The organism is Micromonospora sp. NPDC049366, from assembly GCF_044466625.1.
Classification (GTDB): domain Bacteria; phylum Actinomycetota; class Actinomycetes; order Mycobacteriales; family Micromonosporaceae; genus Micromonospora.
In genome coordinates, this window is sequence record NZ_JBITMV010000005.1 from 17,643 (window position 1) to 32,272 (window position 14,630).

Here is a 14,630-nt window from a genome sequence, read left to right on the forward strand (position 1 = left end):
GTGGCTGTGCCGGTCGTAGATCCCTCGCTGAATCCCGTTGCCGACGCCGATCCGGTCGAGGCCGAGCCGTCGCGACGGCCCCGACGCCGGCCGGCTCGCGCCGACCTGTTGGCTCTCGGAGCCTATGTGGTGCTCGGCGTTCTCGTCTGCCTCAACTACTGGGAGGACGTGCAGGGCACCGTCTCCTCGCACCTGCCCACGGACCACAGCTGGTTCGAGTGGCTCTTCGCGCACGGCGCCTACTCCGTCCAGCACCTGGAGAACCCCCTCTTCACCACCCGCCAGAACGCCCCGGACGGGGTGAACATGATGGCGAACACCTCGCTGCTGGGGATGACGCTGCCGCTGGCACCGCTGACGATGCTGCTCGGCCCGCAGGTGATGTACGCGCTCTACCTCGGTGGCGCGCTGGCGGCGACCGCCGCGACCAGCTACTGGGTGCTCTCCCGGTACCTGGTCCACTCGCGGGCGGCGGCGTTCGTCGGCGGCGGGTTCCTCGGTTTCGCACCGGGCGTCGTGCACCACGCGAACGGGCAGCCCAACTTCGTCTCCAACTTCCTGCTGCCGCTGATCGTGGCGCGGGTGCTGCGGCTGTCCGAGCCGGGCCGGTGGCGACGCAACGGGCTGGTGCTGGGCCTGCTGGTGGCGTACCAGATCTTCATCAACGAGGAGATGCTGCTGCTCACCGCGCTGGCCTGCCTGGTCGTGGTGCTCGCCTACGCGGTGCAGCGGCCGCGGGACGCGTGGGCGCGGGCCGGAACGTTCGCCGCCGCGCTCGGTGTGGGCGGCGGGGTGGCGCTGCTGCTCACCGCCTACCCCATCTGGTTCCAGTTCAACGGCCCGCAGTCCTACCGCGGGCTGCAGGGCGGGGTGTTCCACAACTGGGGCGAGGACCTGGCGGCGTTCGTGACCTTCCCCCGCGACAGCTGGGCGGGTGACCCCGCGGTGGAGCAGACCATCGGGTTGACCGAGCAGAACACCTGGTTCGGCTGGCCGCTGGTGCTGGTCGCCCTGGTGGCCCTGGTGCTGCTGGTCCGCCGGTCGCTCGCGGCCCGGATCCTCGCGGTGCTGGTGGTCGTCTTCACCGTGGGCTCGCTCGGGCCGCGCATCCGGCTCAACGGCGTGGAGACCGAGGTCAACGGGCCGTGGCACTACGTACGGGACGATCTGCCGATGGTCGAGATGATGATGCCGACCCGATTGACGCTGGTGGTCGCCGGCGCGGTGGGCGTCCTGCTCGCGCTGGCCTGGGACCGGCTGGCCCGCCTCGGCCGCCCGGCCGCGGCGGTCCGGGTGCCGGCGCAGCGCACGGCCGAGGCGGACGAGACCGCCCCGGCCACCCCGACGACCGCCGGGCCCGCCCGGCGACGCTGGGTCCGCTTCGTCGGCTACGCGGCCATCGCGGCCGCCGTGCTGCCGCTGCTGCCCCGGCCGCTGCCGGCCCAGCCGGTGGACCCGCCGCCGCACTTCATCACCGCCGGCGGCTGGCGGCCGTACGTCCCGGACGGGCGCACGCTCGTGCCGGTGCCCATCCCCAGCAACGTGCACGGGCTGCCGACGCTGCGCTGGAGCGCGCTGACCGGCCAGGAGTTCCCGGTGCCGGGCGGCTACTTCATCGGCCCGAACGAGAAGGGCGAGGGTGTCTTCGGGGCGCCGAACCGCCCCACCAGCACGCTCATCTACTCCACGATGGACACCGGCACCGTGCCGGCGCTCACCGACGAGAACCGTCGCCAGGCGGTGGAGGACCTGCGCTGGTGGCGCGCCTCCGTGGTGGTGCTCGGCGCGCATCCCCGGGAGACCGTGCTGCGGGAGTTGATGACCGACCTGCTCGGCGCGCCGCAGCGGGTCGACGACGTCTGGGTCTGGGACGTCCGCCCGCTGGTGGACTGATCCGCACCGCCGCGCGGGCCGGGGCCGGCGGTGACGGCCCCGGCCCGCGCCGGGGCCGGGCCGCCCGGGGCGGCCTCGCGGCGGTCAGCCGACGAGGGCCCGGACGTCCCACACCCAGGCGTCGCCGATCTGCCGGCCCGGGCCGAGCAGGCGGTCGAGCGTGTCCCGGACCGGGTCGGCGTGGCGCAGCCCGCTCTGCACCACCACCGCCGCCTGCCAGTGCCGCAGGTCCGCCACGGCCTGCCGACGGTCCGCGTCGGTGACGACCGGCGCGACGCCGGTCTCGGCCACCCGGCGCAGCAGCGCCGACGTCGGCCGGTCCGGGGAACCCCAGCGGGCGCTCGGGTCGTCCGGCGCGCTCGGCCCGATGAAGAAGCCGCCGGGCGAGCGGAAGACCAGGCCGGTCCGGGCCGACCACAGCATCGCCGGGCTGACCGCCGCGCCGGTGACCGGCGGGACCGGGACCACGGTCCGGCCGGCCGGCACGTACGCCCGCCAGCCGCCGTCGCTCAGGAACGACGGGACCGGCGCGGCCGGCACCGTGCGGATCGGGGTCGGCGTGAGGGGCAGCAGCACAACAGCCACCGCGCCGGCGCAGAGCAGCCGAACCGGGGCGTGCTCCCGCGCGGGCGCCGGACGCTCCGCGCCGGCCGCAAGCGCGGCCGCGCGGCGGGCGGGCCGGTGCGCCCGAGCGGGCCCGCGCACCCGGTCCATCCAGAGCGCGAGCAGGACCCCGAGCACCGGGACGCAGACCAGCGCGAAGCGCGCCGGCACCGCCAGGTCGAGCAGCGGCAGGTCGGCGACCAGCCGGAACGGGCCGGGCAGCCCGGTCGCGTCCCCGTTGACCCGGATCCGCACGCCGAGCGAGAGCAGCGCGAAGACCACACCGCAGCCGGCCAGGGCACGGACCAGCGCCGACCGCCGAAGCCAGACGACGATCACCACGGCGAGCACCAGCAGGCCGGGCCCGAAGAACGAGTTCTCCTCGGTGGGGTTCGGCGCGAGCAGCCCCGGCACGTGGTCGTCGCCGACGACGGTCTGCCGGGCGGCGGCGGTGAACGACGCCGCGTCGAGCTGGAAGGCGTACGCGGCGAACGCCATCCCCCGGTAGTGCTGCGGCCCGAGGAACTGGAACCACAGCGGGTACGCCAGCAGCGCGCCCGCCACCGCCGCGCCGATCCCGACCCGGGCCGCCACGGCCGGCGCCGCACGGCGGGCGGCGGCGCGGTCGGCCAGCGCGTACCCGACCACGAACACCCCGACGGCGAGGGCCAGGAAGACCAGCACCTCCTCGCCGAGGAAGACCTGCCAGGTGACCACCAGGCCGAGCAGCACCCCGTCCCGGCGTAGCCGGCCCCGGTCGGGCCGCAGCAGCAACGCGAGGATCACCGGCACCAGGAACTGCGCGGCGATGTGCGGATGCGCGCCGGCCTGCGCCACCATGCCCGGGGCGAAGCCGCAGAACAGCCCGCCGACCGCGGCGGCGGCCCGTGAGCTGACGAGCCGGCGGCGCAGCAGCGCGTACCAGGCGGTGGCCGTGCCGGCCAGGCAGCACACGACCACCACGAGGAAGGTGACCTGCGGCCCGAACAGCAGGGTGACGGGGGCCAGCGGCACACCCAGTCCGAGCACCGAGGTGTTCGCCATCAGGTTCACCCCGTCGGGGGCGTTGAGGGCGGTGCTGTAGAGCGGGTTCTCCAGCGCGAACACGGCCCGGGCCGCCCGGGCCAGCATCCATTCGAAGAGGACCTGGTCGCCCGCCTGGTGGAACAGCCGGTCGGGGCGCAGCCACTGCCCGCTGGTCAGCAGCACGGCCAGGCCCAGGTAACCGGCGACCACCAGGGCGTCGGTCGTCCACACCGGACGGGAGCGGCGCGGCGGCGCGGCGGCGGCCTCGGGCGCGACCGCGGTCCGGGTGGCCATCAGGCTGTGCGGTCGGTCAACGCCCGCACGTCCCAGACCCAGACGTCCAGCTCCTGTCGGCCGGGGCCGACCAACTGCTCGACGGTACGCCGCAACGGCTCGGCGTTGGGCTGGCGCAGCGGCAGCACGAGGATCGCCGCGCGCCAGTGCCGCAGTTCGTCCAGCGACCGCCGGCGCTGGCGGTCGTCCAGCTGCGGGGTACGCCCGGTCGTCGCCACCTCCTCCAGCAGCTGGCCCACCCCGCTCGGCCGGCCGCCGAACCGGCCCGGGTCACCGGTGGTGGCGTTGCGCGGGGCGAGGAAGTAACCACCTGGGATCTTGAAATCGAGGTTGGTGGCCGCCGCCCAGCGCATGCCGTTGGTGTTGCCCATGCTCGGCACCGGGATCGGCACCAGCGTCTGGTCCGGCCCCACGTACGCCCGCCACCGGTCGGCGGTGATGAAGTCCGGCACCGGCGGCCGGGAGACCACCGGCAGGGGCATCGGCGCGATCGGCAGCAGCGCGAACACGAGACCGGCGACGGTGAGCGTCCGGACCGTACGCCGATCACCGCTGCGCAGCGCCCAGGCCCGGTCGACGGCGAGGGCCAGCAGCAGGGCGACCACGACGCTGGTGATCATGCCGAACCGGGTGGGCACCACCGCGTCGAGCAGCGGCACCTTCACCAGCAGCTCCCACGGGCCGGGGAAGAGCTCCCGGTCCCACCAGCTGATCCGCTCGCCCAGCGAGAGCACGGCGAACAGGACGCCGGTCGCCCCGAGCGCCCGGACCACCAGCTCCCGCCGCAGCCACACGACGACCCCGATGGCGAGCAGCGCCAGGCTCCACCCGAAGAAGGCGTTCTCCTCGGAGTAGTTCGGCGCGAGGTTGACGTTGGCCCGCTGGTTGCCGCCGAGCGTCGGGGAGCCCTGGGCGAAGAAGGCGGCGATGTCGTTGCCGTAGTCGGGCACCGCGTCGCTGAGCCCGTGGTAGGCCATCGGCCCGGCGAACTGGACGTAGAGCGGGTACGCCAGCAGCGCCCCGGCCAGCACCGCGCAGGACGACAGCCCGACGGCCAACGGCCGCCACGCCGCCGCCAGCCGGGACGGCTGCTGCACCACCACGGCGAGCAGGAACACCCCGCAGGCCAGCGCGGTGAACAGCAGGATCTCCTCGTTGATGAACGCCTGGACGGTCACCAACACCGCCAGCAGCAGCCCGTCCCGCACCGGGCGCCGGGAGCGGGTGAGCACGAGCACCCGCCACACGATGAACGGCAGCAGGAACTGGCTGATGATGTTCGGGTGCCAACTGGCGTGCGAGAGCATGGCCGGCGCGAACCCGCAGAACCAGCCGCCGACCACCGCGGCGAGCGGCGACCGGACCAGGTGCCGGGAGAGCACGTGGTACCACGCGGCGGCGGTGCCGGCGAGGCCGAGCGTCACCAGCACGACGAAGGTGACCGCCGGCCCGAAGAGCAGCGTCACCGGCACCATCGGAATACCGAGCGCGAGGATGGCGGTGTTCGCCATCAGGTTGACGCCGTCCGGGTAGTTGAACTGGTCGGTGTAGAACGGGAACTCCCCGTGCAGCACCACCCGCACCGAGTGCGCCAGGAAGAACTGCACCTGCGCCGGGTCGCTGCTGTACAACGCGGCCACCCGGCCGGCCGGGTCCAGCCAGATCCGGCTGGTCACCCAGAGCGCGGTGAGCAGGAAGAGCGCGTACACCGCCAGGTCCCGGCGGCGACGGGTCCACCGGAAGCGGCGTACCGGCGCGGGCGCGGCGGCGACCTCGGCGGCCGGGGGCGCGTCGTCGAGGACGACCGGCGGGGCGGCGTTCACCTCCGGCCGGGGCTCCTCGACGGCCGGCTCCACCGGCGGGTCCAGGACCGGCGGGAGGGTCGCCACGGCACCGACGGGCAGCGGATCGGACCGGACGCCCCCGGCGGCGTCGATCTCCGGAACGGACTCGGCGCGGGGCTCGGCAGGCGTCACAGTCGGCGGAGTCTACCCGAAAGGTGACAAGAGTCCGCAGTCGTGTCCGGGCGGTTGAGGGCAGAGCCGCCAGACCACTCTGGTCGGACATCTCGTACCATGACGCTTCCGACCAAGGCCGAGCGATCGGGGGCGTACAGGTGGTTCGACTCCGCACCGGCGGCAGGACGGCCACCGCGCTGCTCACCACGCTGCTCGCCGTGACCGGGTGCGGCCCCGTCGCCGACCGGACGGCTTCCGACCTGCGGGCCGGCTACGACAGCCTGGACGGATCGCTCGCGGTGTGGCCGCCCCGGGGCGGCCTGGCCGCGGACGCCGCGGTCACCGCGGCGGTGAGCGACGCCGTACGCGCCTGGCGGTCTCCCGTGGACGACCGCGTCCACCTGCCCTCCTCCGGCATCCTCTTCTCCGGCGAGGTCGACGGCGCACCGCTCGCCCTGGTCGCCGCGGACGTGCCCGGCGAGAGCGCCTCGTGGTTGTTGCAACTGACCGGCGAGGGTGGCCGCTACCGGGTCACGCGGGCCAGCGACTACACCTCGCCGGGCTACCTCGTCTACTCCGACGTGCTGCCGGTCCAGACCGCGGCCGGGCGGCGCTACCTGACCTCCGCGCGGGTGGAGCGTCTACTGGGGCCGGACGGCCGCGCGCTGACCGTCCGCGACGGCCTCACCGCGCCGGTCGACGTGCCGCCCTGCCGGGCGGTGCCGGTGACGGCGACCCTGCGGGTCACCGAGTCGCTGCCCCGGGGCCGGGCGGCGGACCGGCTGCTCGACCTCGGCACGGACACCACCGATCCGCGCTATCCACTGGTCCGCGACGAGACCGGCTCTGGCCGGCGGGCGCTGTCCGGGTTGGACACCTGCGTGTTGTCCGGTGAGCGCGGGCCGTTCGGCAGCATCGCGCGGCGGGTCGGCGATCGGGACGCACCGGAGTCGGTGCCGGACTCGTGGCCGCTGGCCAAGGTGTCCGCCCGGTCGCTCGGTGAGGTGGCCCTCGGCGGCGGCGAGCCGGCCGAGTTGGAGCAGCTCAACTGGGAGAGCCCGAGCGGGACGATGACCGCCGCGGTCTACCGGCCGGCGGGCGGCGGCACGCCGGTGTTCTCCCCGGCCGACCGGGCCAACCCGCTGCAGGCCTACCGGCTGCCGGTGCCCGGCCAGCCGCTGGTCGTGCTCAGTTGGCGGGCCAGCCGGGACAGCTCCCTGTCGGTGCCGCCGGACACGCCGGTGCTGGTGGAGCGGCCGGGGCTGGCGGTCGTGCCGGAGCCGGAGCGGCCCAGGACGTTCAGCGTGGCCGTGACGGACAAGACGCACTACCGGTCGGTCGGCGGCCGCTGACCGGCGGCGCGCCGGTCACCTCTCCTCATCGAACGACGCGGCGGGCGGTCCCGGTTGCCCGGGGCCGCCCGCCTCGTCGTGGTTCAGTTCTTCGCGGCCGTGTCGTCGGCGGTGAGCCGGACCGGCTCGACCGACCCGCCGTCCAGCCCGGAGATCCAGCCGGTGACGTCGCGGGCCACGTCCTGCGCGGTGAGACCCAGGTCGGCGAGGATCTGCGCCCGTGTGCCGTGCGGGTGCCAGTCGGCCGGCACACCCAGGTCACGCAGCGGCACCCGGACGTCGGCGTCACGCATCGCCTGTGCGAGGGCGTCGCCGACCCCGCCGACGCGTACGCCGTCCTCCACGGTCACCACGAGCCGGTGCCCGGCGGCCATCTCGACCAGCTCGGCCGGGACCGGGCGGACCCAGCGCGGGTCGACGACGGTGACGCCGTAGCCCTGCTCGGCGACCCGGGCGGCGACCTCCATGCCGAGATGTCCGAACGCGCCCACGGCGACCAGCAGGACGTCCGTGCGCGCCGCCTCGGCCAGCACGTCGACCTGGCCGACCCGGCGCAGGGCCGGCAGGTCGGCGGCGACGGAGCCGGTCGGGAAGCGGATCACCGTCGGCCCGTCGTCGACCCCGACGGCCTCGCGCAGCTCCTCGCGCAGCGAGGCGGCGTCGCGGGGCGCGGCGATCCGCAGGCCCGGCACCACACCGAACACCGACATGTCCCAGATGCCGTAATGGCTGGGCCCGTCCGGGCCGGTGATGCCGGCGCGGTCGAGCACGAAGGTCACCGGGAGCTTGTGCATCGCCACGTCGAGCAGCACCTGGTCGAAGGCCCGGTTGAGGAAGGTCGCGTAGACCGCCACGACCGGGTGCAGGCCACCCAGCGCGAGGCCCGCCGCCGAGGTGGCGGCGTGCTGCTCGGCGATGCCGACGTCGTACACCCGCTCCGGGTACTTGCGGGCCAGCTTGGCGATGCCCGTCGGCTCGGCCATCGCGGCGGTGATGCCCACCACGTCCGGCCGCTCGTCGGCGACCGCGACCAGCTCGTCGGCGAAGACATGCGTCCACTTCACCGACGGCGCGGCGACCAGCTGGCCGGTCTCGACGTCGAAGGCGCCACCCGGGCCGTGCAGGCAGTCCGCCTCGTCCTCCTCGGCCGGGCGGTAGCCGTAGCCCTTGCGGGTGACCGCGTGCACGATCACCGGGCCGCCGAACTGCTTCGCCGCCCGCAGCGCCGACTCGACGGCGGCGATGTCGTGCCCGTCGACCGGGCCGACGTACTTGATGCCGAGGTCCTCGAACATCGCCTGCGGGGCGACCGCGTCCTTGATGCCCTTCTTGACCGCGTGCAGCACCTCGTACATGGGCCGGCCGACGAGCGGCGTGGAGCCGAGCGCCTCCTTGACAGTGTCGAGGACCTTCTCGTAGCCCGGGTTGAGCCGCAGCGACGAGAGGTGGTCGGCGAGGCCGCCGATGGTCGGCGAGTAGGACCGGCCGTTGTCGTTGACCACGATGACGAGCGGGTTGCCGGCGGTCGCGATGTTGTTCAGCGCCTCCCAGCACATGCCGCCGGTGAGCGCTCCGTCACCCACCACGGCGACCACGGCGCGCGACTCGCCGCGCAGCGCGTAGGCCTTGGCCAGGCCGTCCGCGTACGACAGGGCGGTGGAGGCGTGCGAGTTCTCGATGAGGTCGTGCTCGCTCTCGGCCTGGTTGGGGTAGCCGGAGAGGCCGCCACGCTGGCGCAGCCGGTCGAAGCCGGCCTGCCGACCGGTGACGATCTTGTGCACGTACGCCTGGTGACCGGTGTCGAACAGGAGACGGTCCCGGGGCGAGTCGAAGACCCGGTGCATGGCGAGTGTCAGCTCGACCACGCCCAGGTTGGGACCGATGTGCCCCCCGGTGCGGGAGACCTTCGCGATCAGGAAGTCACGGATCTCGGCGGCGAGAATGTCCAACTGCTCGGCAGACATCCGCTTGACGTCCTGCGGACCGCGCACCGTGGCGAGCAGGCGACCCTGATTGGCCGTGTCCTCTTCAACGCTCATGACCGCAGAGTCTATCGGCCGGCCGACACTCCGCAGCCCGACCCGAGGACCCTTCGCCTCTCGGACCGGGCGCGTCCGGGCCTGAGCAGGCGTTCAGGTGCGGATTCGCAATCGGCGCGGCGGCCGTGCGGGCGTGGCCCCCGCCGGCGGCCCCGAGGGCGTCCAGGAGCCGAGCACGGTGGGCCGGGCCGCCCCGGTCACCGAGGGGATCGCGCCGGGCAGGCCGTGCCAGGAGAGCCACCCGAGCAGGGCGAACGCGTACGCCTCCTTGGCCTGGGTCGGCACACCAAGCTCGTCGGTGCCGCGCAGCCGCCAGCGACCGGCTCCGAGCGCCGCGATCCGGCCGCACAGCGTCCGGTTGCGCAGTCCGCCGCCGGCGGCCAGCACCTCGACCACCCCGTGCCGGTCGCACTCGGCGGCCACCACCCGCGCGGTCAGCTCGGTGAGCGTCGCCAGCAGGTCGTCCACCGGCACGGGCTCGCCGAGCGCGGCCAGCCGCTCATCCAGGTAGCCCCCGTGGAACAGCTCCTTGCCGGTCGACTTCGGCGGCGGCGCGGCGTAGTACGGCTCGGCGAGCAGCGCCGCCAGCAGCCCCGGGTGCACCCGGCCGGCCGCCGCCCGGGCGCCGTCGAGGTCGCAGGGCCGGTCCAGGAACCGCCGGGCGGCCGCGTCCAGCAGCGCGTTGGCGGGCCCGATGTCGTACCCGAGCACGGGCGCCCCCGGCGCGACCACGGTGAGGTTGGCGATGCCGCCGAGGTTCAGCGCCGCCCGGGGCTCGGCCGGCGCGGTCCCGGCGTCGTCCGCCGCCAGCAGCAGCACGTCGAAGGCCGGCACCAGGGGCGCGCCCTGGCCGCCGGCGGCGATGTCCGCCGAGCGCAGGTCGCTGAGCACGGGTGCGCCGACCCGCGCGGCCACCCGGGCCACCGCGCCGAGCTGGAGCGTGCCCCGGGCGACTCCCTCCTCCACCCAGTGGAAGACCGTCTGCCCCGGCGAGACCACCAGGTCGGCCGTGCCGCCGGCCAGCTCCAGACCGACCGCCGCCGCCTCGGCGAACACCTCGCCCAGCCGGTTGTCGAGCCGACAGACCGCCTCGATCGTGGTGGCCGCCGGCGGCAGCAGCGCGCCGATGCGTTCCCGCAGCTCGTCGTCGTAGTCCAGCCCGCGGTGACCCAACGGACGCAGCCAGAGCGTGTCCCGCTCGACGGTGAACTCGGCGGCCGCCACGTCCACCCCGTCGTACGACGTGCCCGACATCAACCCGACGATCTTCACCGCGCCAGGCTACGGCGCTGCGCCGCCCGCGTCGCGCCCGAGCGCGATCACTCGGCGGGCAACAGCAGGCCGACCAGCTCGACGTGCTGGGTCATCGGGAACAGGTCGAAGCCGCGCAGCGCGGCGAGCCGCCAGCCCAGACCGGTGAAGGTGCGGACGTCCCGGGCGAAGGCGGCCGGGTCGCAGGCCACGTACCCGATCGCCCGCGGCCCGACGGCGGCCAGCTCACGCACCACGCGGGCGCCGGCGCCGGTCCGCGGTGGGTCGAGCACCACCACGTCGACCGGGCCGGTGATCCGCCGACGGGTCAGCGCGGTCTCCACCCGGGCCTCGACGACCTCGACCCGGGGCAGGTCGCGCAGGTTCTCCCGGGCCGCCGCGACGCCCTGCGGGGCCGCCTCGACCAGGGTCACCCGGCCGGTGTCACCGACCCGGCCGGCCAGCGCGGCGGCGAACAGGCCCGCCCCGCCGTAGAGGTCCCACGCCGACTCCCCCGGCCGCGGGTCGACCAGGTCCAGCACCGCCCCGACCAGGGTGTCCGCCGCCGCGGGGTGGACCTGCCAGAAGGCGCTCGCGGGCAGGTGCCAGTCCCGGTCGACGGCCACCTCGCGCACCGTCTCCGGCCCGCGCACCGGCGTGCTCACGCCGTCGGCCACCGCCGCGACGGCCACGTCGCCGCCGGTGGAGGCGACCGTCTCCACCGCCTCGGCGTCCGGCCAGCGGGTGCCGCTGGGCGTCAGAACCGGCAGCTCCTGGATCGCCGGGTGCGCGATCAGGCACCGGTCGATCGGCACCACCTCGTGCGAGCGGTGCTTGAGCAGCCCCGCCCGGTCGGCGCCGTCCACCGCGTACCGGACCCGCGACCGCCAGCCCAGCGGCCCGCCCGGCAGCGCCTCGACCCGCACTCCGAGCCCGTCCAGCTCGGCGTCGGTGAGCCCACCGAGCCGGGTCAACTGCTCGCGGACCACCGCGGTCTTCCAGGCGAGCTGCGCGGCCGGCGCCACGTGTTGCAGGTCGCAGCCGCCGCAGCGGCCCGGCCTCGCGTACGGGCAGGGCGGCTCGACACGGTCCGGTGAGGCGGTCAGCACGCGTACGGCGTCGGCGCGGACGAAACCCTTGTGCACCTCGGTGACCTCGGCGACCACCCGCTCACCGGGCAGCGCGTGCCGGACGAAGACCACCTGCCCGTCCACCCGGGCCACGCAGTGACCACCCGGCGCGACCGCGTCGACGGTCAGCTCGACACGCTCCGCCTCGGCCAGGCCCGCGCCCCCCTCGGTGGCGGGAGTCCGGCCCGTCGTCGGCTCAGTCACGGCCGCCACCCTCCCCCGGCGGTGCCGAGACCACCGGCGGGACGCTCGGCGGCAGCGTGCTGCGCGGCGCCACCCGGGGGCCACGGGCCGGACCGCGCGAGAGCGTGGCGTCCAGCCGGTCCAGGTCCTTGCTGGCGGTCGAGGCGAGCTGCCACGGCACACTGGTCACCATCACGCCCGGCTCGAACAGCAGCCGGGTCTTGAGCCGCAGCGCACTCTGGTTGTGCAGCAGGTTCTCCCACCAGCGGCCGACGACGTACTCCGGAATGAAGACGGTGACCACGTCGCGCGGCGACTCCCGGCGGGTGTTCGCCACGAAGTCCAGGATCGGCCGGGTGATCTCCCGGTACGGCGAGTCGACCACGGTCAGCGGCACCGGCAGCTCACGCCGCTCCCACTCCTCCTGGAGGTCCCGGGTGTCCTTCTCGTCCACGTTCACCGTCACCGCCGTGAGCGTGTCGGGACGGGTGGCACGGGCGTACGCGATGGCCCGCAGGGTCGGCTGGTGCAGCTTGCTGACCAGCACGATGGCGTGGTTGCGGGCGGGCAGCATGGGTCGGCCCTCGTCCGGCGGGGTCAGCTCCCGCGCGACCCGGTCGTAGTGCCGGCGGATGGCCAGCATCAGGACGTAGATCACCGCCATCGCGGCGATCGCGATCCAGGCGCCGAGCAGGAACTTGGTGATCAGCACGATCACCAGCACAGTGCCGGTCAGGCCCATGCCGAACGTGTTGATCGCCCGGGAGCGGAGCATCCGACGGCGCGCCTCCGGGTCCCGCTCGTGCTTCAGGTGCCGGTTCCAGTGCCGGATCATGCCGGCCTGGGAGAGGGTGAAGGAGACGAAGACCCCGACGATGTAGAGCTGGATCAGCCGGGTCACCTCGGCCTGGAAGCCGACGATCAGCACGATCGCGAAGACGGCCAGGAAGACGATGCCGTTGGAGAAGGCCAGCCGGTCGCCCCGGGTGTGCAGCTGCCGGGGCAGGTAGCGGTCCTGGGCGAGGATCGAGCCGAGCACCGGGAAGCCGTTGAACGCGGTGTTAGCGGCCAGAAACAGGATCAGCGCGGTCATCCCGGCCACCACGTAGAGCAGGATCGAGCCGGAGCCGAACACCGCCTCGCCGAGCTGGGTGGTGACGGTCTTCTGCACGTAACCGTCGGGGCTGGACACGATCTGCAGGGCCGGGTCCTCGACGAACTGGAGGTGGGTCAGCCGGGCCAGCCAGATGATCCCGACCAGCAGGCTCACCGCGATCCCGCCGAGCAGCAGCAGGGTGGTGGCCGCGTTGCGGCTCTTCGGCGCCTTGAACGCCGGTACGCCGTTGGAGATCGCCTCGACGCCGGTGAGCGCGGCGGCGCCCGAGCTGAACGTCCGCAGCAGCAGGAAGACCAGGGCGAACCCGGTCACGCTGTGCTCGGCCTGGATGACCAGGTCGGCGCTGGGGGCGCGGAGGTCGTCGCCGAGCACGAAGACCCGGACGAGGCCGGTGAGCAGCATCCCACCGATCACGATCACGAAGCCGTACGTGGGGATGGCGAAGGCGGTGCCCGACTCGCGCAGGCCGCGCAGGTTCACCGCGGTCAGCAGCACCACCGCGATGACCGCGATCATGACCTTGTGGGTGGCCACGAAGGGCACCACCGAGCCGAGGTTCGCCACCCCGGAGGAAACGGACACGGCCACCGTCAGGACGTAGTCGACCAGCAGCGCGCTGGCCACCCCGACACCGAACTTCGGGCCGAGGTTGACCGTGGCCACCTCGTAGTCCCCGCCGCCGGAGGGGTAGGCGTGGACGTTCTGCCGGTAGCTGGCCACCACCGTCAGCATGACCACCACCACCGCCAGCGCGATCCACGGCGAGTAGAAGTACGCCGACGCCCCGGCGATGGAGAGCGTCAGCAGGATCTCGTCGGGCGCGTACGCGACGCTGGACAGCGCGTCGGAGGCGAAGACGGGCAGCGCGATGCGCTTCGGCAGGAGGGTGTGCTGCAGCCGGTCGGACCGGAACGGTCGACCGAGGAGCAGCCGCTTCAGCAGCGAGGTGGGACTGGCCACGAACGCCAAGAGTACGGCCACCGCGCGCGAGGTGCGGGGGTGGGAGATCACCGCCCCCGAGCCGGCGGTACCGTCGGTCCCCGTTCCCGGCCGGGACGTGGCAGGCTCGCACTCGACGGGTCCGGCACGGACGGGTACGCACCGTGGGAGGAAGCGTGCATGTCGTGATCATGGGATGTGGCCGGGTCGGCTCGACCCTCGCCCACAGCCTGGAGTCCCGGGGGCACTCGGTCGCCGTGATCGACCACGACGCCGACGCCTTCCGCCGCCTCGGCCCGGACTTCGCCGGGATCACCGTCACCGGCGCCGGTTTCGACGGCGACGTGCTTCGGCAGGCCGGCATCGAGCGGGCCGACGCGTTCGCCGCCGTGTCCAGCGGCGACAACTCCAACATCATCTCCGCCCGGCTGGCCCGGGAGACGTTCGGCGTGTCCCGGGTGGCCGCCCGCATCTACGACCAGCGCCGGGCGCAGGTCTACGAGCGGCTCGGCATCCCCACCGTGGCCACCGTCCGGTGGACCGCCGACCGGATGCTGCGACACCTGGTGCCCGAGGGGAACGTCGAGATCTTCCGCGACCCGACGAGCACCGTGTCGATCGTCGAGGTGCCGGTGCACAAGGAATGGGTCGGCCGGTCCGCCCGAGCGCTGGAGGAGGCCGCCGGGGCGCGGGTCGCGTACCTGATCCGCTTCGGCATCGGCACGCTGCCCACCGCGTCCACCCTCCTGCAGGAGGGTGACCAGGTGTTCATGCTGGTCACCGACGACATCGCGGGCACGGTCACGTCGGTGGCGGCCACGCCGCCGGAAGGGGGGCACTGAGCC

The 14,630-nt window shown here is 74.2% G+C and carries 9 protein-coding genes; 3 read left to right on the top strand and 6 right to left on the bottom strand.

Features of this window, described 5'->3' with window-relative positions; translation table 11 throughout:
- Positions 1-6 precede the first annotated feature (6 nt).
- The gene (locus ACIBTV_RS09315) at positions 7-1,893 is read left to right on the top strand and encodes a hypothetical protein (RefSeq protein ID WP_396703763.1); all 1,887 of its coding nucleotides are present in this window, start codon (positions 7-9) and stop codon (positions 1,891-1,893) included.
- A gap of 84 nt (positions 1,894-1,977) precedes the next feature.
- On the opposite strand, the gene ACIBTV_RS09320 is transcribed toward ACIBTV_RS09315, so the two are convergent.
- Together ACIBTV_RS09320 and ACIBTV_RS09325 are read right to left on the bottom strand one after the other, a co-directional pair.
- Complete coding sequence (locus ACIBTV_RS09320) at positions 1,978-3,816, bottom strand: hypothetical protein (RefSeq protein ID WP_396703532.1); 1,839 nt, start codon at positions 3,814-3,816, stop codon at positions 1,978-1,980.
- Positions 3,816-5,639 carry a hypothetical protein gene (locus tag ACIBTV_RS09325; RefSeq protein ID WP_396703764.1) on the bottom strand — a complete coding sequence of 608 codons (1,824 nt, stop codon included), beginning with the start codon at positions 5,637-5,639 and terminating at the stop codon, positions 3,816-3,818. The genes ACIBTV_RS09320 and ACIBTV_RS09325 overlap by 1 nt, the downstream gene beginning before the upstream one ends.
- Positions 5,640-5,932: 293 nt before the next feature.
- Between ACIBTV_RS09325 and ACIBTV_RS09330 the strand changes: the two genes are divergently transcribed.
- Positions 5,933-7,126 (top strand): hypothetical protein, encoded by a 1,194-nt coding sequence (locus ACIBTV_RS09330; RefSeq protein WP_396703533.1) that lies wholly within the window; start codon positions 5,933-5,935, stop codon positions 7,124-7,126.
- Between the two features lie 83 nt (positions 7,127-7,209).
- Here ACIBTV_RS09330 and dxs read toward each other — a convergent pair whose 3' ends face one another.
- The 4 genes from dxs to ACIBTV_RS09350 form a co-directional block, all read right to left on the bottom strand.
- Positions 7,210-9,165 carry a 1-deoxy-D-xylulose-5-phosphate synthase gene (gene dxs, locus ACIBTV_RS09335; protein WP_396703534.1) on the bottom strand — a complete coding sequence of 652 codons (1,956 nt, stop codon included), beginning with the start codon at positions 9,163-9,165 and terminating at the stop codon, positions 7,210-7,212.
- 93 nt (positions 9,166-9,258) lie between these two features.
- A complete protein-coding gene (locus ACIBTV_RS09340; RefSeq protein WP_396703535.1) occupies positions 9,259-10,437 on the bottom strand; it encodes an anhydro-N-acetylmuramic acid kinase in 1,179 nt (392 codons plus the stop codon).
- Positions 10,438-10,484: 47 nt separating this feature from the next.
- Complete coding sequence (locus ACIBTV_RS09345) at positions 10,485-11,759, bottom strand: class I SAM-dependent RNA methyltransferase (protein WP_396703536.1); 1,275 nt, start codon at positions 11,757-11,759, stop codon at positions 10,485-10,487.
- Positions 11,743-13,806: an APC family permease gene (locus tag ACIBTV_RS09350; protein WP_396703537.1), complete on the bottom strand. Its 2,064-nt coding sequence runs from the start codon at positions 13,804-13,806 to the stop codon at positions 11,743-11,745. The genes ACIBTV_RS09345 and ACIBTV_RS09350 overlap by 17 nt, the downstream gene beginning before the upstream one ends.
- A gap of 155 nt (positions 13,807-13,961) precedes the next feature.
- Between ACIBTV_RS09350 and ACIBTV_RS09355 the strand changes: the two genes are divergently transcribed.
- On the top strand, positions 13,962-14,627 hold the full coding sequence (locus ACIBTV_RS09355; protein ID WP_396703538.1) for a potassium channel family protein: 666 nt from the start codon (positions 13,962-13,964) through the stop codon (positions 14,625-14,627).
- The last annotated feature ends 3 nt before the right edge of the window (positions 14,628-14,630 follow it).